The organism is Litchfieldella xinjiangensis (genome assembly GCF_000759345.1).
GTDB lineage: Bacteria > Pseudomonadota > Gammaproteobacteria > Pseudomonadales > Halomonadaceae > Litchfieldella_A > Litchfieldella_A xinjiangensis.
This window is the reverse complement of record NZ_JPZL01000002.1, coordinates 532,320-554,280: the sequence shown is the minus strand read 5'-3', so window position 1 is coordinate 554,280 and position 21,961 is coordinate 532,320. Positions and strand designations below refer to the sequence as shown.

Below are 21,961 nucleotides of genomic sequence, written 5' to 3'. Positions count from 1 at the left end.
TGTCTCCCCCAAGCGTGAACTAGGCTATTTCCTAGTACGTCGCCACAACAAGGTATCGCCATGATCACTCTCGACACGCTCCGGCAGGCCCAGGCCCGGATCGCCGATCGCCTGGCCCCCACGCCGCTGATTGCCGATCATTCATTATCGGAGCGACTGGGGCGGCGCGTCTGGTTAAAGGCCGAATCGCTACAGCAGACCGGCTCGTTCAAACCTCGAGGGGGGCTGAACTGGATCCGCACTGCGCACCGGTCAGAGCTCGACAAGGGGCTAGGCGCCGTGTCGGCAGGTAACCATGCCCTGGGGCTCGCCTGGGCGGCGCGTGAGGCCAACATACCGGTAACGATCGCCACGCCTACCGACGCCAGCGCGTTCAAGGTCGAAGGCAGCCGTGAGCTGGGTGCCGAAGTGATACTCGAGGGCGACATCAATGCTGCCTGGGCGCTGATGCATTCCCTGGTAGACGAGCGAGGACTGACCCTGGTCCATCCTTACGACGACCCCCGCATTATCGCGGGCCAGGGCACCGTGGGGCTGGAAATCCTCGAGCAGGCACCCGCTGCCGCATCGATCGTTTGTCCAGTGGGCGGGGGCGGGCTGATCTCCGGGATCGGCATCGCGGTACGTGCCTTGCGGCCCGACATGCAATTGATCGGTGTGGAACCCGAAGGCGCGGCTAGCATGGCGCACGCCTGGCGCCACGATACGCCGCAGTCGCTGAGCGAGGTCGACACCTGTGCCAAGAGCCTGGCAGCGGCTCGCGTGGGTGAACATACCTATCCCCTGTGTCGACAGCATGTCGATGCCATGACAGCGGTCGATGACAAAGCGATCCTCGACGCCATGCGACATCTGCTCGAAAGCGCCAAGCTCTATGTCGAGCCTGGCGCTGCCGTGGGTATCGCTGCCCTTCAAGAAGGGCTGGTGTCGCTACCTACAAAGGGCGATATCGTCGTTGTCGTTACCGGAGGCAATGTAGGGTGGGATGAACTGAAGGGCCTCGTCTAGCTCGAGGCGCGCCGTATTCCCGCCAGCAGCGGGCTCCCCGTCTCGGGATCGGGGATGAGGGTGCAGTCGATCCCGTAGAGTTGCCGTACCAGAGTGGGCGTGACGATATCGCGTGGATCGCCTTCAGCGATGATGGCACCTTCATGCATGGCCACCAGATAGTCGGCATAGCGGCATGCGCTGGCCAGGTCGTGAACCACCATCACCACCGTTCTGCCCTTGGCGGCCAGGCGCCGTATCAGTTCGAACACCTCGATCTGGTGTCCCAGGTCGAGTGCCGACGTGGGCTCGTCGAGCAACAACAACGGAGTGTGCTGAGCGATAGTCATCGCTATCCAGGCACGTTGGCGCTGGCCGCCGGACAGCGCGTCCAGGCTGCGGTCGGCCAACCCTTGCAGGTCTGCCGCCTCCATGGCCTGGGCGACCACACACTGGTCCTCCTCCGACCATTGACGCAGCCACCCCTGATGGGGCTGTCGTCCGAAACGAATCAGTTCGCTGACCGTTAACCCTTCGGGCGCGTGGGTTTCCTGGGGAAGTAGGGCCAGGCGCGTTGCCAGGGCGCGCGACGGCAACCGCTGGATATCCTGGCCATCGAGCAGCACATGGCCCTGGCTGGGCGTATGCAGCCGCGCCAGCCCGGCCAAGAGCGTCGACTTGCCGCACCCGTTGGGCCCGACGATGGCCGTTACCTGGCCTTGGGGAAGCGAAAGATTCAGGGCCTCGATGATCGTGTGCTTACCGTAGGCAAGTCCCAGGTCGCTGGCCTCGAGACCCGCGGCCTCGTCCCCAAGGGCATCGGAGGGTGTGCTCATGCAAGGCTCCTGGAGGTACGTAGCAATATCCACAGCAGGTAAGGCGCCCCGACAACCGACGTCACGATGCCTACCGGCACTTCGATGGGCGTAAAAAGCGTACGTCCCACAAGGTCGGAAAGTACCATGACCAAGGCACCGGCCAGCGCCGAGGCGACAATGGGTACACTGCGTGAAGAAGACAGGTAACGCGCGATTTCAGGACCGATCAATCCCACCATGCCAACGGGGCCCGCAACGGCGACGGCCAGCGCGGTTAGGATGACCGCCAGGATCAGCGCCTGGTGACGTCGACGATTGACGGGCTGGCCCAGCCCCTTGGCCACAGACTCGGAGAAGCGCATCACAGCAAGCGCCCGGGAGAGTCCCAATGCGGCCAACAGCCCCAGCGGCAAGCCCAACGCCAGCGCGGCTACGGCGTTGGAGGGCCGTGCATTCAGCGTGCCTACCGTCCAGGGGTAGGCGGAATTGGCCACATCGATGGACACTCGCGCCAAGAGCAGCTGGGTGATCGCACCGAAGACGGCACCCACACCGATACCGGCAACGATGAAGCGGTACCCCCGCGCGCCGCCACCGCCGACCAACCCGAAGGTCAGGGCCGTTGCTGTTGCCGCCCCGGCTAAGGCCATTGCCGGTGGCGCAATCACCACACCGATACCGACGACCGAGGCCACCGCGAACGCAGTGGCACCATTGTCGATACCGATGATGCCCGGTGTCGCCAGACGGTTGCGCGCCAGGGTCTGCATCAGGCAGCCGGACAAGGCAAAGGCCGCCCCGGTCAAGCACGCTATTGCCAGGCGCGGCAGGCGCAACTCCTGAACCATGAACGAAGCCACCGGATCGCCCCCTCCGGCCAGTACGTCGATGAGCTCCCAGGGAGCGACAGTCAGGCTACCCAAGCTGAGATAGGCCAAGGAAGAGGCCATCAATCCCAGGGCGAGCAGGAGATTGGCTGCAAGGCCGCGACGGTCTATCAATAGGCTGTGTTGCTGGCCGCCGTTTCCGGACCAAGCCAGACACCATGTCCCATTCGGGGCATGTGCCGGCCCGTGGAGCGTTGGGCCCCGGTCAGCTGAACGCTTCATGGCAACATCACTGGAAGAATAGGAGTTCATGTTACATGGCCTAGAGGGACGGCAGGCGGCGGGCTCTCACCACGGCCACCAATACCGGCGCGCCACAGAGCGCCGTCAGGACCCCCAACGGCATTTCCGAAGGGGCCACCAGCAACCGGGAAATGATATCGGCGGTAATGACCATCAGCGGCCCCAGCAACAGGCACAGCCATAGCGTTCGGCGGATATCGGGCCCTGCCAGTGCCCGGGCTGCATACGGCACCACGAGTCCCACGAAGGCGATGGGCCCGGCCACCGCGGTGGCCGACCCTACCAGCAGCGCGACCGAGAAGATCACCAAAAGGCGAATCAGCTTGGGTTGATGGCCGAGTCCGGTGGCGACACGCTCGCCCAGCGCAAGCGATGCCAGTGGGCGGGCAATCAGTAATGTGATGACTCCCGCCACCAGCAGGCCCGGCGCTATCGCCACCAGATCGTCCAAACGGCGGCCAGACAAGCTACCCACGACCCAGAAGCGTATCTCGTCAGCGGCACGCTGGTCGTACAGCAACAGCAGCGAGGTCAGAGCGCCCAGCAATCCAGTAAAGGCCGCGCCAGCAAGCACCAGACGGATCGGATCACCGTCGACACCGCGCAGCCGTGCCACGCCCAGAACACAAAGGCAGCCCACCAGGGCACCGATTTGGGCCACGCCGACCCGCAGCGTGGCAGCGCTCGCCCCCATGACCAGGATCAGGGCCACGGCAAAGGCACTGCCAGCACTCACACCCAGCAGCCCAGGCTCCGCCAATGGATTACGGGCCACGGCCTGAAGCAGCGCACCGGAAACCCCCAATGCCATGCCCACGGTCAACCCGATCAGGGCACGGGGGGCGCGCAGGGTCGAGATGACGAAGTGAGCCTCGTCATCCCCTCCTCCGAGTAACCAGGTGAGTGCACGGACCGGGCCCACGTCCCCTGCACCAAACAATAAACTGGCCAGGCATGCCAACAGCAGCAGCCCAGCCAGAAATAACGCCTTGGCAAGCAATCGCGGCGGGGTTCCCGCCGCTTTCAATAGCACCATGTCAGTCGCCGGTTCCGGCACCGGTCACCTCGGCAATGCGGTCCAGGATAGCGCTGGCGGCCAGCGGCCCTGTTGCGCTCGTCCAGAGCTGACCATTCACGGGCACGACACGATCGTTTTCCACCGCAGAGAGACGCGAGAAAGCCGGCGAGGTTCGGGCCGATTCCAGCGCGGCTTCGCCCTCTTCATTGAGCGTGGCCAGGAACAGCCAATCGTTGTCGATGCGGGCCAGGTTTTCCAGGCTCAGCGGATCACTATGCGGACGCCCGCCCTTGACCAGGCCGGCATCGGTCACCTCGAAGCCTGCCGCTGCCAGCAAACCGGTCGAGAAAAGCTGTTCGGACATGACCAGCGGTCCCTGGGGCATCCAACGCACCAGGCTGGCCCCGGGGCTGCCCTGGGCTGATACGTGTTCAGCGATCGCTTCGGCGCGACGTTCCAGCTCCTCTAAGCGCTGCTCGATCTGGGACGCTTTACCCAGCCCCTTGGCGAAAAAGCGGGCTTCGTCTTTCCAACTCTCGGCGGTGGTCTCTTCGGTGAGCGGCACCAGCGTCGGAGCGATGCGCGACAGGATGGCGTACTGTTCCTGGGGCAGCTGCGGAGAGGCCAGGATGAGATCCGGCGACTGCGCCACGACAGCTTCCAGGTTGGTTTCACGGGCCGTACCCACGATGGCGATGCCCGGAACGTCACTCTCCAGATACGAGGCCACCCCCTCCCCACCGCGAGTGGCAACAGCCGCCAATGGCGTAATACCGGCCGCGACGGAGACATCCAGCGCGCCTTCATAAAGCGTCACGACACGCTGTGGCTCGCCTTCGATCTCCACTTCGCCATAGGCGGTATCCAGGGTCCTTGCCAGCACAGGCGAAGCGCTGACCATGGCCAGCAGAAGCGACACGGCGCCGGCGGAAACCAGTCGAGACAGGCGGATTGTGGAAAAAGGGATGCGCGTCGACATGAATGCTCTCCTGACAATATGGCGAGGATGATAATGACTCTCAGAAGCGTCTGCATTGAGTTTATCGACAACGCCCCGTTCCCTATCCTGCAACACCAACCGATACCATCAACTGCATCGCATTCGGGAATGATTTTCAAAAACATTTGACTGTGCGAAACTAATTGTTCTGTTCGACGCGTAGTTCGCTTTACACGAGACGTCCCATGTACAACCTCGATGAACTGGCCGCTTTCTCTGCCGTGTATGGCTCCGGCAGCTTGACCAATAGCGCACGTGAGCTCGGTGTGGCGAAATCGACGTTAAGCCGCCGTCTCAGCCAGCTCGAGTCGCAGCTGGGGCAGCCCTTGCTGCGACGTCAGGCCAATCGGTTGATCCCTACCGAAGCCGGCATTCTCTTTCATCGTTACTGCGAGCAGATCCTCAGCCTTGCCTCGCAAAGCCAACATGCACTCGATGAACTCCGCGAAGAGGTCAGTGGCGAATTGGTCATCCACATGCATGAGGCCTTTGCCCGCGGCTGGTTCGTTCGAGAATTGGAAACGTTCCTGAGTCGCTATCCGGCACTCCGGCTCACTCTTCACACTCAGCTCACCCCACCGCGGGGTCCCGAAGACACGGCACTGTGCCTATGGCTCGGCATGCCCCCCGAATGCGGGTTGCGCCAGGAAACACTGGGCGCCATGACGCGCGGCTTGTACGCCCACCCCGACTATCTCGCCAAGCGAGGGGAGCCAAGACACCCTCGAGAGCTAAGCGAACATGCCTGGGTCGATTTATTGGGGGAGTCCTCACAAGGCTTATGGCTTCGCCATATGGGCGACGAGGACGAGTGTCAGATCCTGCCCTCGCCCTCCTGGCTGCGTGTCGACCAGCATGTCCTGCATATCGACGCCATTGCCCGTGGCAAGGGGCTGGGTCTGCTTCCGCACTGGATGGCCGAACAGCGGCTTAGCCATCACCCTGAGTCGCTGAAAGCGTGCCTGCCACAATGGCAAGCCCCGCCTCTCCCCGTCACCTTGCTCTATCCCTTCGGCCGGCAGCCCCGCAAGCTGACCGCCCTGATCAAGCATTTGAGGCAAGCCACGCCTGAAGAGTGGCAAGGCACTACCTCGCCCTCGCTCAGTAGACCTACCCCCGCCTTGGCGTGAGATTCGTCAATACGGCTAGCGCTTTCCATGTCAGCCGCCTTTACAACCTTCGTATATTGGTCTGACCTGATGAGGTGGGCTTCGCTGAGATGCGTTACCCACCGAGCCACCTGCCATACGAAGAGTCCAGGCCAATATCTACATGGAGAGCGTTAACATGCCCACGTCTTCCCGCGGTGCGAGCGGCTGGTGCCTGCTCGTATTCTCCCTAATCCTCATTCTCCTGGGATTAATACTGATGGCTGGCGGCCTCTGGCTGGCGAGTCTGGGGGGATCTTGGTACTACCTCATCGCCGGACTAGGCCTGATGGTTTCCGGCGGCCTGATGGCTCGAGACTCACTGACCGGTGCGTGGCTCTATTTTGTCGTGCTGGTTGGCACCGTGATATGGGCACTATGGGAGGTCGGCCTCTCGCCCTGGGAGCTACTGCCTCGCGTATTCGGTTACATCGTGCTTGGTATCGTCGTCGCAGTGCTCTTGCCCACATTGAAACGCCGCCAGGCCATGAGCGGAGGAAAGGCATCATGAGAAAGAACATACAAGCCCCCCTACTGATGGCTGGCCTCACTCTCACCCTCGCATTGCCCGGCCTTGCCCAGGAAACGGAGCCAACGGCACCCAGCGAGGAGAGCTCGGCGCAAGAGAGCCAAGCGCCACCAGCCTCAGAAAGCGCTTCCACCGCGACCTCGTCACAGCAAGACGCTACCGACCCACAGCCCAGCGACGCACCCGCACCGGGCGACTGGGCCGCCTGGGGTCGGGAAAGCCACGCCACGCGGCATTCGCCGCTTGATCAGATCACTGCGGACAATATCGAAAACCTGGAAGTGGCCTGGTCCTACCGTACCGGTGACATGCCGGAGGGCGACCACGCGGAGAGCAAATACGCCCCCGAAACCACCCCCATCAAGGTCGACGACAGCCTTTACCTTTGCTCGGCCATGAACATCATGATATCGCTGGATGCACGGACCGGGGAGGAGCAATGGCGATATGACCCTCAGGTCGATGCGGGGGCAATCCCCTACAGCGCCAGCTGTCGCGGGGTGACGTATCACGAAATACCGAATGCAGGCGACGAGCAGCAGTGTGCCGCGCGCATCATCGAAGGCACCCTCGACGGGCGTCTGATCGCCGTCGATGCCGATACCGGGGAACTCTGCCAGGACTTCGGTGATGGCGGGATGGTGGACCTCTGGGAAGGGATAGGCGAAAAGGTACCCGGCTGGTACTCAGTCACAGCGCCACCGACGATCGTCCAGGGCATCATCGTTACCGGCGCACAGGTCAAGGATGGTCAGGCTGAGGATGCGCCCTCCGGCGTCATACGCGGCTACGACGCCCAAACCGGGGAGCTTGCTTGGGCCTGGGACATGGGGCGTCCCGATCTGGACGGTGCCCCGCCCGAAGGCGAAACCTACACCCGCGGCACCCCCAACATGTGGACGACTGCCGCCTCGGATGAGGAACTGGGTTACGTCTACCTCCCCATGGGCAACTCCTCGGTCGATTATTTCGGCGGCAACCGCAGCGAAGAGGAAAACGAATACTCCACCTCGCTCGTAGCTATCGACGTCAATAGCGGTGAGCCTGTCTGGCATTTCCAGACCGTGCACTACGATGTCTGGGATTACGATCTCGGCTCTCAGCCAAGCCTGGTGGATTTTCCCCAGGAAGATGGGAGCACCGTTCCGGCCTTGATCCTGGCCTCCAAGCAGGGCGATATCTACGTACTTGATCGTCGTACTGGCGAATCGCTGTTCCCGGTTGAAGAGGTCGAGGCCCCCCGCGGCGGCGTGGAACCTGACAACCTCTCCGAGACCCAGCCGAGCTCGAGTTACCACACCCTCGCCTTCCCCGATCTCGAGGAGAAGGATATGTGGGGCATGACACCCATCGACCAATTGTGGTGTCGCATTCAGTTCCGCCGCGCCGAGTATCAAGGGATGTACACACCGCCCACCTCGGAGCGTCGTTTCATTCAATATCCTGGGTACAATGGCGGGAATGACTGGGGCAGCGTGGCGGTGGATACCGAGCGTGGCGTTCTCATCGCCAATTATAACAACATACCTAACTACAACCGCCTCTTGACCCGCGAGGAAGCTGAGGAGCGCAATCTGCAGCCGATCTACGCGGGCGGCGACGGTAGCGATAGCGAGGAAGACGGCCCGGCCGAAGGGGCCGGCGATCCTCAGGTAGGGGCACCCTATGCCATCGATGTCAACGCCGGCTGGCGCGCCCCCATCACGGGCATGCCCTGTACGGCGCCGCCTTATGGCGGAATTCGCGCGATTGATCTCGCCAGCGGTGAAACGTTATGGGACAAGCCCTTGGGCGAAGCGCGCAAGAATGGGCCGTTCGGTATTCCCACCTACCTGCCATTGACGATCGGCACGCCCAATAATGGCGGGCCACTGATCACCGGAAGTGGGCTGATCTTCATTGCAGCTGCCACCGACGACTTGTTTCGAGCCATCAATATCGAGAATGGCGAAGTGGTATGGAAAGACACCTTGCCGGCAGGTGGCCAGGCGAATCCCATGACCTACGAGGTCGATGGACGCCAATACGTTGTCATCGCACCCGGGGGGCACCACTTCATGGAAACGCCGATAGGTGATCACGTTATCGCCTATGCCTTGCCCGAAGATGAATGAGAAGAACGGAATCCTACGCAAAAAATCGCCCGGCATTGCCGGGCGATTTGTTAAATGCAATCTCAGCGCTGGCCGAACAGGTGCTTGCGCGCCTCCTCATCCATCTTCACCCCATCCTGGGGATTGATGTCCTCCGCCACGGCGTAGGCGCGCTTGATGGCGGGGCGGGCTTCGAGGGCGCGGAACCAGCGCAGCACATGGGGGAAGTCTTCGATGTCCTGCCCCTGGTTGGCATGCGGCTTGATCCAGGGCCAAATTGCCATGTCGGCGATCGTATACTCGTCGCCACCCACGAACTCGTTATCGTCCAGTCGCTTATCCAGCACGCTATAGAGACGTGACGTCTCGTTGATGTAGCGCTCGACGGCGTACTCTATCTTCTGGGGGGCATAATTCCGGAAATGGTGGTTCTGACCGGCCATGGGACCGAGCCCGCCCATTTGCCAGTAGAGCCACTGCAGCGTGACATAACGCTCTCGCCCACTTTTGGGCAGGAACTGGCCACACTTATCAGCCAGATATTCGAGAATGGCACCGGACTCGAACAGGGGCAGGGGCTGCCCGCCATCCTCGGGCTTCTTGTCGACGATGGCAGGAATGCGATTGTTGGGGGCGATCTCCAGAAACTCGGTAGAGAACTGATCGCCCCGCCCGATGTTGATCGGCTTGAGGCGATACTCGAGACCCGCTTCCTCGAGGAAGATCGTGATCTTATGCCCATTGGGCGTCGTCCAGTAATACAGATCGATCATGCCAACCTCCGTTGTCGCGTCGTCTAGCGCAGTCGGCTAACGCCGTTCTCCCCAGCATCGCATATCCTCATGGGCGTGTATCGTCATGTCCCATAAGCATGGTCGATATCGACGATACGCATCGCGTTGCGTCCCAGGCCATCGTACTGGTCGAGCATTCTTTCCATCCACGCATAGACCGGGTCGGCATTGGAGACCAGATCAGCGGTGGATACCGTGCGCGCCCACATGAAGAAGCCAAACACCAGATAATCGGCGGCGGCGGGACTGTCGCCATCGATGAAATCGCTCTCGGAAAGCCGACCACGCAGGGGCTCGAGCGCCTGGTCGAGTTGCGTCAGGCCCTTGGCGGGCGAATGGAACTCTTCGAGCGTGCGCTTGAAGCGCGCTTCACGGCTTTCGCGGAAATAGTCCCGATCCTTGGGGGCGACGGCGTTGTGCAGATCCATGACAATGGTGCGCATCATGCCCGGCGCCAGCGATCGCTCGGCGTAAAACTTCAAGAAACGAGCGCGGGCTTCGGCGTCAGGGCCGCCCAGCAAAGGCTTGTCGGGATAGGCCCGATCCAGGTAACGCATGATCTCGTAGCTGTCGCCGACGACCTCGTCCCCATCGACCAGAATCGGCACGGTGCCCTGGCCGGAAAACTCGATGTCCTGCTTGTCGGTGAAGCACCAAGCGCGCGTCTCGTAGTCGAGCCCCTTGTGTGCCAGGGCGAACTTGACCCGCCAGCAATAAGGCGAGAAGCGCAAGCTTTCGTCGATACCGCACAGATCGTAAAGCACTCGGGTCATGTGACCTCCTGATTAAGCATTGTGACACTTCTGACAATCCGGATCAGGGTGGCATCCCACCTTGCACTCGCCCCCTGTCCATTAGTCGAATTCCAGTGGGGGACACTTCCCCTTGTCTCGCATCAACGCACAAAAAACAAGTGCGATAACAACAAGATACTCAGTACAAAGCGACTTTCGTCGCATTGGTCTTACCAATTCACCACAGCTGGCGAATTCGCACTACTCGCCGTATTGTCCACCGCAGGGAAACGGCCCATCGCTGATTCACTCCAACAACCATGAGATAACAGAGGAACCTAGCTCCATGGAATCAACCCTGCTCCCGTTGCTCGCCTTTCTGCCGCTGGTACTGGCGGGCGTGCTATTGATCGGATTCCGCATGGCAGCCAAGGTCGCCATGCCTATCGTATTCCTAGTAACCGCCGTCATTGCCCTGTTCGCCTGGGACATGACCTTCAACCGCGTTCTCGCCTCGACCTTCCAAGGGCTGATCCTGACGGTATCGATACTGTGGATCATCTTCGGCGCGATCCTGCTGCTCAATACCCTCAAGCATTCCGGAGGCATCGCTGCCATCCGCAACGGGTTCTCGGGCATCAGTCCCGATCGTCGGGTGCAGGCCATCATCGTGGCCTGGCTGTTCGGTTGCTTCATCGAAGGCGCCTCCGGCTTCGGAACGCCTGCCGCCGTCGCGGCGCCATTGTTGGTCGCGCTGGGCTTCCCGGCGCTGGCCGCGGTGGTGGTGGGCATGATGATTCAGTCCACACCGGTTTCGTTCGGGGCCGTCGGCACCCCTATCGTCGTCGGGGTCTCGGGCGGCATCAACCGTGAAGCCATCAGCGAGCAATTGTCGGCCCAGGGCGGCTCCTGGCTGGAGTATTTCCGCCTGATCACCGCCGAGGTCGCCATCGTTCATGGCATCGTGGGTATCCTGATGCCATTGATCCTGGTACTGATCATGGTGCGCTTCTTCGGTGCCAACCGCTCCTGGAAGGAAGGTCTGTCGATCGCACCGTTCGCGATCTTTGCCGGTGTCTGCTTCGTGGTGCCCTACATGCTGGCGGGCATTCTGCTCGGCCCCGAGTTCCCGTCGATGATTGGCGCCATGGTCGGCCTGGCCATTGTCGTGCCGGCGGCACGCAAGGGCTTCCTGCTGCCCAAGGACACCTGGGATTTCCCGCCCAGCACCTCCTGGCCGGACGAATGGATCGGCAAGATCGAGATCAAGCTCGAGCAGGTCGCGGGCAAGACGCCCATCTCGACGTTCATGGGCTGGACGCCGTATGTCCTGCTGGCAGTGATCCTGGTAGCGTCACGCACCATCGCGCCGTTCCGTGACTTCCTCACCTCACTGAGCGTCGGCTGGAGCAATATCCTTGGCGAAGCGGGCGTCTCGGGCAGCATTCAGCCGTTGTATCTGCCGGGGGGCATCCTGCTGATGGTGGTGCTGCTGACCATCGCGCTGCATCGCATGCGCGGTAGCGAAGTCAAGGCGGCCTTCAGTGAATCGACCAAGACCATCCTGGGCGCCGGTTTCGTGTTGATCTTCACCATCCCGATGGTGCGCATCCTGATCAACTCGGGAGTCAACGCCTCCGACCTGGTGTCGATGCCTGTGGCCATGGCGCAGTTCGTCGCGGACGGGGTAGGCAGTGTGTATCCGTTCTTCGCACCTGCCGTGGGGGCCCTGGGAGCGTTCATTGCCGGCTCCAATACGGTGTCCAACCTGATGCTGGCCGACTTCCAGTTCAACGTCGCTCAACAGCTCGGTCTCTCGACCGCGATGATGGTCGCGCTGCAGGCCGTGGGCGCCGCGGCAGGCAACATGATCGCCATACACAATGTGGTGGCCGCCTCGGCAACCGTCGGGCTGCTGGGCCGTGAAGGCACCACCCTGCGCAAGACGATCCTGCCCACAATCTACTACTTGGTGTTCACCGGACTGATCGCGCTGATCGCCTTCTACGTGCTGGGCGTCAGCGATCCGCTGATGGGTGGCTGAAGCGCTAGATAGTACGAGCGCAAGGCTAGCGATGGCGCCCTATTGTTGGATGGGCGCCATCGCTTTTTGCTTCGACGGCAAACATCCCCAATTGGCCATTTTATACCAAGCCCGGCCTTCCAATTTTCCTCTGGATAGGTAAATTGGAAAAGGTTTCCATCATAACAAGATTGGTTTGACCAATAGTCCGGACTGACCGTGAGGACACGCCATGAATATCCTCTACGACCCGCAGCTCGATGGCGAACTGCCGTTCAACGACAAGCAGCAGGTGCTGGCCACGCTGAGCCAATCCCTGCCCGACATGACCCTGCTGCACCGCGAGGAGGATTTGCGTCCCTTCGAGTGCGACGGGCTGGCCGCCTATCGCGTCCTGCCCATGCTGGTCGCCATGCCGCATACGCTCGACCAGGTCGAGACGCTACTCAAGACCTGTCACTCGCTTGGCGTGCCGATCGTCACCCGTGGCGCGGGCACCGGCCTCTCCGGGGGCGCCCTGCCACTCGAGCAGGGGGTACTGCTGGTCATGTCGCGCTTCAAGCAGATCCTGCATATCGACCCGGATGCCCGTATCGCCCGGGTGCAGCCAGGTGTGCGCAACCTGGCGATTTCGGAAGCCGCCGCGCCCTACGGCCTCTACTACGCCCCCGACCCGTCTTCCCAGATTGCCTGTTCGATCGGTGGCAACGTCGCCGAAAATGCCGGTGGCGTGCACTGCCTGAAGTACGGCCTGACCGTTCACAACGTACTCAAGGTCGATGTCATCACCATCGAGGGCGAGCGCATGACCCTGGGCGCGGAGTCGCTCGACGCGCCCGGTTTCGACCTGCTGGCGCTGTTTACCGGCTCGGAAGGCATGCTCGGCGTGATCACCGAAATTACCGTCAAGCTGCTGCCCAAGCCCGAGACGGCCAAGGTACTCATGGCAAGCTTCGATGACGTGGAGAAGGCCGGCAAGGCCGTCGGCGACATCATCGCCGCGGGCATCATCCCCGGTGGGTTGGAGATGATGGACAAGCTGGCCATCAAGGCCGCCGAGGATTTCGTTCAGGCAGGCTACCCGGTGGAGGCCGAAGCGATCCTCCTGTGCGAGCTCGATGGGGTCGAAGCCGATGTCGACGATGACTGCGCCACCGTGCGCAGGGTATTGGAGGCCGCCGGTGCCACGGACATCGCCCAGGCTCGCGACGATGCCGAGCGGGCCAAATTCTGGGCTGGCCGCAAGAATGCCTTCCCTGCCGTGGGGCGCATGTCGCCGGATTACTACTGCATGGACGGCACCATTCCACGCCGCGAACTGCCGCGCGTGCTCAAGGGTATCGCGGCCCTTTCGGAAGAGTCCGGCCTGCGGGTCGCGAACGTCTTCCATGCCGGCGACGGCAACATGCACCCGCTGATCCTGTTCGATGCCAACCAGCCCGGCGAACTCGAACTCGCCGAGGACGTCGGCGGCAAGATCCTCGAACTGTGTGTCGAAGCCGGAGGCAGCATTACCGGCGAGCACGGTGTGGGTCGCGAGAAGATCAACCAGATGTGCGCCCAGTTCCAGCCGGATGAGCTCACCGCGTTCCACGCGGTCAAGGCCGCCTTCGACCGGCATCGACTGCTCAATCCCGGCAAGAACATCCCCACCCTGCAGCGCTGCGCCGAATTCGGCGCCATGCATGTGCACAATGGGGAATTGCCGCATCCCGAGTTGCCGCGTTTTTAAGGAGCAGGCGATGGAACAGCACGAACAGGATCAGCACCCTACCCATGCCGAACGCGGCACCCAAGCCGCTGCGGGCCAGGACAGGGCCGACATGCTCTGCGAACGCGTCCGCCAGGCCTTGGCCGAACGCACCCCGCTGCATATCGTAGGCGGCAGCAGCAAGACGTTCTACGGTCGCACCATCGAGGGCGAAGCTATCTCGACCCGCGATCACCGTGGCATCCGCCATTACGATCCGGTCGAGCTGGTCGTGTCGGTACGCGCCGGTACGCCACTGGCTGAACTGGAAGCCGCACTGGACGCCGAGGGCCAGATGCTCGGCTGCGAACCGCCCCACTTCGGCGAAGGCGCCACTGTCGGCGGCATGCTTGCCACCGGTCTATCCGGCCCACGCCGCCCTTGGGCCGGGAGCGTTCGCGATTTCGTCCTGGGTAGCCGGGTCATTACCGGCGAAGGCAAGGAGCTGCGCTTCGGCGGCGAGGTCATGAAGAATGTCGCCGGCTACGATCTCTCGCGTCTGATGGCGGGTGCCCAAGGAACCCTGGGCCTGGCCACGGAGGTATCGTTCAAGGTATTGCCCAAGCCCGGTGCCCAAGCGAGCCTGAGGCTCGACATGAGCTTGGACGATGCCTTGGCGCGATTCGCCGAGTGGGGGCGCCAGCCGCTACCGATCACCGCGGCAGCCTGGCATGACGGCGCCCTTTACCTGCGCCTGGAAGGCGGCCCGAGTTCCGTCGCCGCCACTCGCGAGCGACTCGGCGGCGATGCCCCCGAAGACAGCTTTTGGACCGATCTTCGCGAACACCGCCTGGCTTTCTTCGATACAGAAGATACTCGTTCGCTGTGGCGGCTTTCGTTGCCCAACCATACGCCGCGCCTCGAACTCGACGGCGAAACGTTCTACGACTGGGCCGGTGCCCAGCGCTGGCTGAGAAGCGAGGCATCCGCCGAGGCCATCCGCGAAGCGGCGGCACGTGTCGGCGGCCACGCTACGTGTTACCGGGCCTGCAACCAGGCCGATATCGAGCCGTTCACCCCCCTCTCCCCGGTGCTTGCCAAATATCATCGCCAGTTGAAGCACCAGCTCGACCCGCAGGGCATCTTCAACCCCGGGCGACTCTACGCGGAGCTTTGAGCCATGCAGACGCATTTCACCGAAGACGCCCTCAAGCAGCCGCATATCCGTGAGGCCGACCGGGTACTGCGCAGTTGCGTGCATTGCGGCTTTTGCAACGCGACGTGTCCCACCTATCAGTTGCTGGGCGACGAACGTGACGGCCCACGGGGGCGGATCTACCTGATGAAGGAGCTGCTAGAGAGCCGTGATGATGACGACCAGGTCACCGAGGAAACCCGGTTACACCTCGACCGGTGCCTGACCTGCCGTAACTGCGAAACCACCTGCCCGTCTGGCGTGGAATACCACAAGCTGCTCGATATCGGCCGTGCAGAGATCGAGCGTCGCGTCCCGCGCAATGCGCGTGACCGGGCGCTGCGCTATGGGCTGCGCAAGGCGTTGGTCGACCCCAAGCGGTTCAAGGCCCTGCTCAAGCTCGGCCAGACTTTCAAACCGCTGGTGCCAGGCCCCCTCAAGGCCAAGATGCCACCCCAGGCACCGGATGCCGGCACCCGGCCGGGCCACTCGCAACACGCACGACAGATGCTGATTCTCGAAGGCTGTGTCCAGCCAGGCCTTTCGCCCAATACCAATGCGGCGACCGCCCGCGTGCTCGACCGGCTGGGAATCGGCCTGACGCCGGCGCCCGAGGCCGGCTGTTGTGGGGCGATCGACTTCCACCTCAATGCCCAGGCCGACGGCCGGGATCGAATGCGTGCCAATATCGATGCGTGGTGGCCCCATGTCGAAGCGGGCTGCGAGGCCATCGTGCAGACAGCCAGCGGGTGCGGCGCCTTCGTCAAGGAATACGGCGAGATGCTCGCCGACGATCCCGACTATGCACAGAAAGCCCGGCGCATCAGTGCCCTGGCCAAGGATCTGGTCGAGATCCTTGACGGCGAGGCGCTAGAGGCCGTCAAACCCCGCGAGACACCGGCACTGGCCTTTCAATGTCCGTGCACCCTGCAACATGCACAGAAACTCGGTGGTGCCGTGGAGAAGGTACTCACCCGGCTGGGCTTTCCGCTGACCCCAGTGCAGGATCCCCACCTATGCTGCGGCTCGGCGGGCACGTATTCGATTACCCAGCCCGACCTTTCCAGGCAATTGCGCGACAACAAGATCGCCAATCTGGAAGCCGGCAATCCAGAGGTGATCGTCACCGCCAATATCGGCTGCCAGACCCACCTGGCCAGCGGCAGTCGCACCCCGGTGCTGCACTGGATCGAAATCGTCGATCAGGCCATGGCACCGTAGTTCGCCCTGACACAAGATGATCCGAAACGACAGCCCAACACAGTAGACACACGAGGAGCTCCCATGCAGACCAAATCCGTACTCACCCTCAGCGACGTCAATGCGATTCTCGATGCCGCCCAGAAAGAGGCCGAGGCCAATGGCTGGGCCGTCACCATCGCCGTGGCCGATGACGGCGGTCATCTGCTTGGCCTGCGCCGCCTCGATGGCGCCGCCCCGATGACGCCAGGCGTCGCCTCGGAAAAGGCTCGCAGTGCCGCACTGGGCCGCAAGGAAACGCAGGTGTTCGAGGACATGATCAACGGCGGACGCACGGCATTCGTCTCGGCACCGCTTCAGGGCATGCTTTCAGGGGGCGTGCCGGTGCTGGTCGATGGCCAGGTGGCCGGCACCGTGGGTGTGTCCGGCGTCAAGCCGGATCAGGACGTGCAAATAGCCAAGGCGGGTATCGCAGCAGTCGCCTGACCGCTTCCTCCCCCGCTCGACGCCTGCGATCAAGGATCGTGGGCGTCGTGCCGTTCAGCCATCGAACCGCCCGCTACACCGCGTTATAGTAGTTGCCTTCCCTGATGTAGGTCTGCCTGAGGTCGCCATGCCGTTGCTGTTTTTCCTGCCGCCCCTGGGTGCCGTACTGATCTGGTCGGGCAACATGACCATCAATCAGCTGACCGTGGGCGCGATCGCCCCCAGCACCATCGCGTTCGAGCGCTGGGTGCTGGCGCTCGCCGTGCTATCGCCCTTCGTACTGCCCGCCGTGTGGCGATTGCGGCATGAACTGCGCCCCGAGCTTCCCAAGCTCGCCTTCCTGGGCCTGCTGGGCATGGCCATGTGGCAAGGGCTGGCCTATGTGGCCGCCGAAACCACCTCGGCCACCAACATGGGCATCCTCGCGGCGACGGTTCCCCTGCTGACCGTGCTGCTCAGTGCCGCGATACTGCGCGAGCCGCCGACCCTGGGGGGCATAGCCGGGGGGGCCGTCGCGCTGTTTGGCGTTCTCGTGCTGCTGGGCAGGGGCAATCCCCTAACGCTGCTCAGCCTCGATGTTGCGATCGGCGACCTGCTGATGGTCGTCGCAGCGACCTGTTATGCGTCCTATGGGGTGATGCTCAAGCGTTGGCAAATGACGATTCCGCCCTGGGTGATGCTCTACGTTCAGGCCTGCTTCGCCACGCTATTTTTGCTGCCGGGCTTCCTGCTCGGCCCCAAGACACCCATCGACGCCCACAATATCGGCCTGATCCTGTATGCAGGGATTCCCGCCTCGATCGTCACCACCTATTTGTGGATGCGTGCCGTTCGCCAGATCGGCGCCAGCAAGGCGAGTATCTTTCTTAATCTGATGCCTCTATTCAGCGCGCTTATCGCCATGCTGTTTCTGGGTGAGCGCCTGGCCAGCTGGCACCTCCTGGGTGGCGGCCTGACGCTCATCGGCGTGATCATGGCGCAGAAACTCACCCAGCCTCTGGTGCGCCGAGCCACTTCCACCGGCTAGTCAGGATCGTATTACGATGTCGTTCGACACTCGCCACCTCAATCAGCAACGCATGCCCTTGGATGACGAGGCCACGGTCTGGCTGTTCGGCTATGGGTCGCTGATCTGGAAAGCCGGCTTTCCCTATCATGAGCGTAAGCCTGCGACTATTTCAGGCTGGGCCCGCCGCTTCTGGCAGGGCTCCCATGACCATCGAGGCACCCCCGACGCCCCCGGACGCGTCGTCACGCTAATCGGGGCGCCCGAGGCGCTTTGCCATGGCATGGCTTATCACATCGATGCCAAGACCCTCGGCCCCTTGGATCATCGCGAAAAGAACGGGTACGTGCGCGAAACCGTGACGCTGTACTTCCATGACGGCAGCCATGCCGAGGGCTTGGTCTACATCGCCACCGAAGACAATGCTGCCTTCCTGGGCGATGCGCCTATCGAGACGATGGCCGAGCAGATTCACCAGGCTCATGGACCCAGCGGACCCAATCGAGACTATCTGCTCAACTTGGCCAGCGCCTTGGAAGCCCTGGGCGCGGAAGACGCCCATGTATTCGCCCTGGCAGACCAGGTGCGACAGCGCTGATATCCTCAGCTAGGCTGACGTTCTGTTTACAGGACATTCAACCAAGAGGCGCCAAATGACGGCAACGTGGATCGATATCACCGCCCGGGACGGCGGTACCTTTCAAGGCTACCTGGCACTTCCCCCCGCCGGCAAAGGGCCGGGGATCGTCTTGATCCAGGAGATTTTCGGCGTCAATGCACATATCAGGAGCGTCGCCGAGCAGTACGCGCAGGACGGCTACGTGGTGCTGGCCCCGGATGTGTTCTGGCGGCAGGAGCCGAAGGTCGAGCTGGGTTATGAAGGGGCCGACATGGAGAAAGCCTTCACCTTGATGAAGGCACTGGATAGCGATCAAGCCGTCGATGACCTCAAGCACGTCGTGACGACCCTGCGCGAACGGCCGGAATGCGACGGGCCTGTGACCTCACTGGGTTACTGCCTGGGCGGCAGGCTCTCCTTTCTCTGCGCGCAGGAGGCGGGTGTCGACGCGGCGGTGTGTTTCTATCCCGGCGGCATCGCGAACCTGCTCGACGGGGCCGCAGACATCCGCGTGCCGCTGCAGTTTCACTTCGGTGAACGGGATGCTCATATCACTGAAGAGCATATCGAGCAGGTCCAGTCGGCGTTCCAGGGGCGCGACGATGTCGAAACGTACGTTTATGCAGGCGCCGACCACGGTTTCAACTGCTGGGCCCGCGGTGCCTACCATCAGCCTTCCGCCGCACTCTCCCATGGCCGCACGCTGAGCTTCCTCGAGACCCGCGTTCGCTGAAGCGATGCGATCACCTCAGCGAAGGGTCAGCGAATTGAGCCGCCGCAGTTCGCGCATCACCCCGCTGTGGTCGAGTTCTCCGTCGCCATGCTCGACCATGGCGGCGTACAGCGCATCGGCGACACGCGCCACGGGCAATTCCAGGCCAAGCGCCTCGGCCCTTGCCAACGCGGTACGCGTATCCTTGAGTTGGTACTTCGCCGGCCCGCCCGGCGCGTAATCCTCGTCGATCATTCGCTGGCCATGCTGACGCAGGATCGGCGAGTCGGCAAAGCCACCGGCCAGGGCATCCCGCACCTTGGCCGGGTCGGCGCCGCCCCGCTCGGCGAACAGTAGCGCCTCGGCCACCGCCGCGATGGTGCTGGCCACGATCATCTGGTTGGCAAGCTTGGTCTGCTGCCCTGTGCCGGCCGGGCCGACGTGCACCGGACGGCCCATCGCCGACAATACGGCCTGGTACGCCTCGAATGTATTGGCCTCACCACCGACCATGATCGCCAATGTGGCCTTGATCGCTCCCTTCCGCCCGCCCGACACCGGTGCGTCGAGATACGCGACATCCCGCTCGGCACAGCGTTGCGCCTGCCGGATTGCCGTTTCAACCGGGACCGAACTCATTACGATCAAGCCACTACCTGGCGCCAAGGCATCGATTGCGCCCTGGCCATGGTCGCTGTCGCCATCGCCGAACAGGACCGCATCGCTGATCGGACCGTCGCTCAGCATGCCGATCAGTACATCGGCGCTGGAGGCGGCCTCGGCCGGTGTCGAGCAGGCGACACCGCCCGCCGCGGTTATCGCTCCCACCTTTTCTGGTGAGCGGTTCCAGGCGAATACCGGGAAGCCGGCAGCCAGCAGGTTGAGCGCCATCGGCTCGCCCATCAGGCCCGTGCCAAGGAAACCTATGCTGGGTGTAGTCATTGTCATCATCGTTCACCTCGCGCCAGAGTCACCCAGCCTACCTGATCCCGGCCCTCAGAAACGACTGTACGAACTGACGCTGGAACAACAGGAAGGCCACCAGTAGCGGCGCGATGCTGAGCAGCGTTGCTGCACTGACGGTGGCCCAGTTGACGCCAGTTTCCGGCGCCGAGAAGATGCCCAGCCCCACGGTAAGCGGGCGGCTCTCCACCGAGTTTGTCACCACCAGCGGCCACAGGAAGTTGTTCCAGTGATGGCTGATCGAGACCAACCCGTAGGCAAGATAGGTGGGCTTGGCCAGCGGCACGTAGACCTTGAGCAGCACCGCCATCCAGCCACAGCCCTCGATGCGTGCGGCATCCTCGAGTTCGCGGGGAATCGTCTTGAACGTCTGTCGCAGCAGGAAGATTCCCAGGGCACTGGCCACGTAGGGCAGCCCGATGCCGGTAATGGTATCGACGAGCCCCAGCGAGCTGGCGATGCGGTAGTTCTCGACGATGAGCACTTCGGGAAATACGAAGAGCTGGATCAGCACCAGCATGAACAGCACGTTCTTGCCCGGGATAGGAAAGCGGGCAAAGGCGAACCCGGCCAATGTACACACCACGAACTGGGCGATGACGATGCCGGTCACCAACGCGAAGGTGTTGAGGTAATAGCGCGCGAACGGGGCCTGGGCCCAGGCGTCGGCGAAGTTGCTCAATGTCAGTGGCGCCAGCAGATCAAAGCGCACCATGAACTCGGTGGGGTGAAAGGCGGCCCACAGCGCATAGAGCAAGGGAAAAACCCATACGATGCCCAGCAGCCACGCCGCCACGGTTTCAAGGCTCGGCACACGTAGGCGCTGCCGCCTGATTGAAGAGAGAGCCACGGTAGTCATTGGTAGTGGGTCCTGCGGTCGAGCACGGCGAACTTGATCGTGGCCACCGCCGCCAGTACCACCAGTATCACCACCGTGATGGTCGCAGCGTAGGTACGGTCGAAGAACGAGAAGGCGTTCTCGTAGACGTAGTAGAGCAGCAGGTTGGTGGCATTGTTGGGGCCGCCCTTGGTCAGAATGAACAGGTGATCGATCACCCGCACCGCATTGATCAGCGCATTGATCAGTACAAACAGCGTGGTCGGCATCAATAGCGGGAAGGTCACGCGTCGGAAGAAGCTCCAGCGGCTGGTGCCCTCCAGGTCCGAAGCCTCCTTGAGCTCGGGCGGGATGCTCTGGAGCGCTGCCAGATAGAAGATCATGAAGAAGCCGGCCTCCTTCCATACCGCCATGGCAATGACGGAATAGAGCGCCACGCCGGGATCGCCCAGCCAGTTGACCCCGGGGATGCCGAACGCGCCGAGGAGGGTATTGAACAGGCCGATTTGCGGAGCGTAAAAGAACATCCAGATGTTCGCTGCGGCAATCATCGGTAGCACGGTGGGCGTAAAGTAGGCCATACGCACGAAGCTGCGACCCGGTAGCCGGCCATTGACGAACAGGGCCATGCCCAGTGCCAGGGCCATCGAGGTGGGGATGGTGCCCAGCGCGTAGATCAGGTTGTTGCGGGCCACCTTCCAGAACGTGGCATCCTCGAACAGCAGGGCGTAGTTCTCCAGGCCCACGAATTGGGCAGGCGCCCCGCCAAACCCGGGCAGGAACAGGCTATTGATGACCGTCGCGACGGTCGGCAGATAGGCAAACGTCGCAAGCAGTACCGCTGCCGGGAGCAGCAGCAGTGCGCCATAGACCTGCATGCGTCGGGTATCGCTCTGGATCACCATGGTACGTCCCGTAACGGGCTGATCCGGGGCAAGGGCTGTGAGGAGGCGCTATGAATCCTTCCTTGGACGCTAC

At 62.5% G+C, this 21,961-nt stretch carries 21 protein-coding genes; 12 read left to right on the top strand and 9 right to left on the bottom strand.

Translation table 11 applies throughout. The annotated features are described in order from the left end of the window. Positions 1 to 60: 60 nt before the first annotated feature. Positions 61 to 1,008 (top strand): threonine ammonia-lyase, encoded by a 948-nt coding sequence (locus JH15_RS10025; protein ID WP_043529849.1) that lies wholly within the window; start codon positions 61 to 63, stop codon positions 1,006 to 1,008. Here JH15_RS10025 and JH15_RS10020 read toward each other — a convergent pair. From JH15_RS10020 to JH15_RS10005, 4 genes are read right to left on the bottom strand one after another with little or no spacing between them, the layout of a single operon-like run. Further along, positions 1,005 to 1,823, bottom strand: coding sequence for an ABC transporter ATP-binding protein (locus tag JH15_RS10020; RefSeq protein ID WP_043529847.1), 819 nt, complete (start codon positions 1,821 to 1,823; stop codon positions 1,005 to 1,007). The two genes, JH15_RS10025 and JH15_RS10020, sit on opposite strands and share 4 nt — an antisense overlap. Further along, on the bottom strand, positions 1,820 to 2,914 hold the full coding sequence (locus JH15_RS10015; protein WP_156105290.1) for a FecCD family ABC transporter permease: 1,095 nt from the start codon (positions 2,912 to 2,914) through the stop codon (positions 1,820 to 1,822). Before JH15_RS10015 ends, JH15_RS10020 begins: the two co-directional genes overlap by 4 nt. A 40-nt stretch (positions 2,915 to 2,954) precedes the next feature. After that, positions 2,955 to 3,971 carry a FecCD family ABC transporter permease gene (locus tag JH15_RS10010; protein ID WP_081948974.1) on the bottom strand — a complete coding sequence of 339 codons (1,017 nt, stop codon included), beginning with the start codon at positions 3,969 to 3,971 and terminating at the stop codon, positions 2,955 to 2,957. 1 nt (position 3,972) lies between these two features. Then, on the bottom strand, positions 3,973 to 4,932 hold the full coding sequence (locus JH15_RS10005; RefSeq protein ID WP_043529843.1) for an ABC transporter substrate-binding protein: 960 nt from the start codon (positions 4,930 to 4,932) through the stop codon (positions 3,973 to 3,975). 206 nt (positions 4,933 to 5,138) lie between these two features. Here JH15_RS10005 and JH15_RS10000 point away from each other — a divergent pair, with 206 nt between their 5' ends. The 3 genes from JH15_RS10000 (at position 5,139) to JH15_RS09990 (ending at position 8,744) form a co-directional block, all read left to right on the top strand. After that, positions 5,139 to 6,083: a LysR family transcriptional regulator gene (locus JH15_RS10000; RefSeq protein WP_043529841.1), complete on the top strand. Its 945-nt coding sequence runs from the start codon at positions 5,139 to 5,141 to the stop codon at positions 6,081 to 6,083. Positions 6,084 to 6,240: 157 nt separating this feature from the next. Next, complete coding sequence (locus tag JH15_RS09995; RefSeq protein ID WP_043529839.1) at positions 6,241 to 6,612, top strand: hypothetical protein; 372 nt, start codon at positions 6,241 to 6,243, stop codon at positions 6,610 to 6,612. After that, on the top strand, positions 6,609 to 8,744 hold the full coding sequence (locus JH15_RS09990; protein ID WP_043529837.1) for a pyrroloquinoline quinone-dependent dehydrogenase: 2,136 nt from the start codon (positions 6,609 to 6,611) through the stop codon (positions 8,742 to 8,744). The genes JH15_RS09995 and JH15_RS09990 overlap by 4 nt, the downstream gene beginning before the upstream one ends. 62 nt (positions 8,745 to 8,806) lie before the next feature. Here the strand turns inward: JH15_RS09990 and JH15_RS09985 are convergent, their stop codons facing one another. Further along, the gene (locus JH15_RS09985) at positions 8,807 to 9,496 is read right to left on the bottom strand and encodes a glutathione binding-like protein (RefSeq protein ID WP_043529835.1); all 690 of its coding nucleotides are present in this window, start codon (positions 9,494 to 9,496) and stop codon (positions 8,807 to 8,809) included. Between the two features lie 83 nt (positions 9,497 to 9,579). Next, positions 9,580 to 10,290, bottom strand: coding sequence for a glutathione S-transferase N-terminal domain-containing protein (locus JH15_RS09980; RefSeq protein WP_043529833.1), 711 nt, complete (start codon positions 10,288 to 10,290; stop codon positions 9,580 to 9,582). A gap of 307 nt (positions 10,291 to 10,597) precedes the next feature. On the opposite strand from JH15_RS09980, the gene JH15_RS09975 reads away from it, so the two are divergent. The 8 genes from JH15_RS09975 (at position 10,598) to JH15_RS09940 (ending at position 19,203) form a co-directional block, all read left to right on the top strand. Continuing rightward, a complete protein-coding gene (locus JH15_RS09975; RefSeq protein WP_043529831.1) occupies positions 10,598 to 12,295 on the top strand; it encodes an L-lactate permease in 1,698 nt (565 codons plus the stop codon). A 211-nt stretch (positions 12,296 to 12,506) separates the two neighbouring features. Next, the gene (gene glcD, locus JH15_RS09970) at positions 12,507 to 14,006 is read left to right on the top strand and encodes a glycolate oxidase subunit GlcD (RefSeq protein ID WP_043529829.1); all 1,500 of its coding nucleotides are present in this window, start codon (positions 12,507 to 12,509) and stop codon (positions 14,004 to 14,006) included. A gap of 10 nt (positions 14,007 to 14,016) precedes the next feature. Then, a complete protein-coding gene (glcE, locus tag JH15_RS09965; protein WP_081948973.1) occupies positions 14,017 to 15,141 on the top strand; it encodes a glycolate oxidase subunit GlcE in 1,125 nt (374 codons plus the stop codon). Positions 15,142 to 15,144: 3 nt separating this feature from the next. Then, positions 15,145 to 16,380, top strand: a complete 1,236-nt coding sequence (glcF, locus tag JH15_RS09960) for a glycolate oxidase subunit GlcF (protein ID WP_043529827.1) — start codon at positions 15,145 to 15,147, stop codon at positions 16,378 to 16,380. A 63-nt stretch (positions 16,381 to 16,443) separates the two neighbouring features. Next, on the top strand, positions 16,444 to 16,845 hold the full coding sequence (locus JH15_RS09955) for a GlcG/HbpS family heme-binding protein (RefSeq protein ID WP_043529824.1): 402 nt from the start codon (positions 16,444 to 16,446) through the stop codon (positions 16,843 to 16,845). Between the two features lie 127 nt (positions 16,846 to 16,972). Beyond that, positions 16,973 to 17,872 (top strand): DMT family transporter, encoded by a 900-nt coding sequence (locus JH15_RS09950; RefSeq protein WP_043529822.1) that lies wholly within the window; start codon positions 16,973 to 16,975, stop codon positions 17,870 to 17,872. Positions 17,873 to 17,888: 16 nt separating this feature from the next. Next, on the top strand, positions 17,889 to 18,449 hold the full coding sequence (locus JH15_RS09945) for a gamma-glutamylcyclotransferase (RefSeq protein ID WP_043529820.1): 561 nt from the start codon (positions 17,889 to 17,891) through the stop codon (positions 18,447 to 18,449). 55 nt (positions 18,450 to 18,504) lie between these two features. Beyond that, positions 18,505 to 19,203, top strand: coding sequence for a dienelactone hydrolase family protein (locus tag JH15_RS09940; protein ID WP_043529818.1), 699 nt, complete (start codon positions 18,505 to 18,507; stop codon positions 19,201 to 19,203). A gap of 15 nt (positions 19,204 to 19,218) precedes the next feature. Here JH15_RS09940 and JH15_RS09935 read toward each other — a convergent pair whose 3' ends face one another. Genes JH15_RS09935 through JH15_RS09925 form a run of 3 tightly spaced genes read right to left on the bottom strand, consistent with a single transcriptional unit; the run spans position 19,219 to position 21,888 of the window. Beyond that, on the bottom strand, positions 19,219 to 20,124 hold the full coding sequence (locus tag JH15_RS09935; protein WP_081948972.1) for an NAD(P)-dependent oxidoreductase: 906 nt from the start codon (positions 20,122 to 20,124) through the stop codon (positions 19,219 to 19,221). A gap of 37 nt (positions 20,125 to 20,161) precedes the next feature. Next, a complete protein-coding gene (locus tag JH15_RS09930) occupies positions 20,162 to 21,004 on the bottom strand; it encodes a carbohydrate ABC transporter permease (RefSeq protein WP_043529815.1) in 843 nt (280 codons plus the stop codon). Continuing rightward, positions 21,001 to 21,888 (bottom strand): carbohydrate ABC transporter permease, encoded by an 888-nt coding sequence (locus tag JH15_RS09925; protein WP_043529813.1) that lies wholly within the window; start codon positions 21,886 to 21,888, stop codon positions 21,001 to 21,003. The genes JH15_RS09930 and JH15_RS09925 overlap by 4 nt, the downstream gene beginning before the upstream one ends. Positions 21,889 to 21,961: the final 73 nt, after the last annotated feature.

Bases quoted from the DNA above. Each gene is read 5' to 3' on its own strand.
- JH15_RS10025 (WP_043529849.1), top strand. From the start codon at position 61: ATGATCACTCTCGACACGCTCCGGCAGGCCCAGGCCCGGATCGCCGAT.
- JH15_RS10020 (WP_043529847.1), bottom strand. From the start codon at position 1,823: ATGAGCACACCCTCCGATGCCCTTGGGGACGAGGCCGCGGGTCTCGAG.
- JH15_RS10015 (WP_156105290.1), bottom strand. From the start codon at position 2,914: ATGAAGCGTTCAGCTGACCGGGGCCCAACGCTCCACGGGCCGGCACAT.
- JH15_RS10010 (WP_081948974.1), bottom strand. From the start codon at position 3,971: ATGGTGCTATTGAAAGCGGCGGGAACCCCGCCGCGATTGCTTGCCAAG.
- JH15_RS10005 (WP_043529843.1), bottom strand. From the start codon at position 4,932: ATGTCGACGCGCATCCCTTTTTCCACAATCCGCCTGTCTCGACTGGTT.
- JH15_RS10000 (WP_043529841.1), top strand. From the start codon at position 5,139: ATGTACAACCTCGATGAACTGGCCGCTTTCTCTGCCGTGTATGGCTCC.
- JH15_RS09995 (WP_043529839.1), top strand. From the start codon at position 6,241: ATGCCCACGTCTTCCCGCGGTGCGAGCGGCTGGTGCCTGCTCGTATTC.
- JH15_RS09990 (WP_043529837.1), top strand. From the start codon at position 6,609: ATGAGAAAGAACATACAAGCCCCCCTACTGATGGCTGGCCTCACTCTC.
- JH15_RS09985 (WP_043529835.1), bottom strand. From the start codon at position 9,496: ATGATCGATCTGTATTACTGGACGACGCCCAATGGGCATAAGATCACG.
- JH15_RS09980 (WP_043529833.1), bottom strand. From the start codon at position 10,290: ATGACCCGAGTGCTTTACGATCTGTGCGGTATCGACGAAAGCTTGCGC.
- JH15_RS09975 (WP_043529831.1), top strand. From the start codon at position 10,598: ATGGAATCAACCCTGCTCCCGTTGCTCGCCTTTCTGCCGCTGGTACTG.
- glcD (WP_043529829.1), top strand. From the start codon at position 12,507: ATGAATATCCTCTACGACCCGCAGCTCGATGGCGAACTGCCGTTCAAC.
- glcE (WP_081948973.1), top strand. From the start codon at position 14,017: ATGGAACAGCACGAACAGGATCAGCACCCTACCCATGCCGAACGCGGC.
- glcF (WP_043529827.1), top strand. From the start codon at position 15,145: ATGCAGACGCATTTCACCGAAGACGCCCTCAAGCAGCCGCATATCCGT.
- JH15_RS09955 (WP_043529824.1), top strand. From the start codon at position 16,444: ATGCAGACCAAATCCGTACTCACCCTCAGCGACGTCAATGCGATTCTC.
- JH15_RS09950 (WP_043529822.1), top strand. From the start codon at position 16,973: ATGCCGTTGCTGTTTTTCCTGCCGCCCCTGGGTGCCGTACTGATCTGG.
- JH15_RS09945 (WP_043529820.1), top strand. From the start codon at position 17,889: ATGTCGTTCGACACTCGCCACCTCAATCAGCAACGCATGCCCTTGGAT.
- JH15_RS09940 (WP_043529818.1), top strand. From the start codon at position 18,505: ATGACGGCAACGTGGATCGATATCACCGCCCGGGACGGCGGTACCTTT.
- JH15_RS09935 (WP_081948972.1), bottom strand. From the start codon at position 20,124: ATGACTACACCCAGCATAGGTTTCCTTGGCACGGGCCTGATGGGCGAG.
- JH15_RS09930 (WP_043529815.1), bottom strand. From the start codon at position 21,004: ATGACTACCGTGGCTCTCTCTTCAATCAGGCGGCAGCGCCTACGTGTG.
- JH15_RS09925 (WP_043529813.1), bottom strand. From the start codon at position 21,888: ATGGTGATCCAGAGCGATACCCGACGCATGCAGGTCTATGGCGCACTG.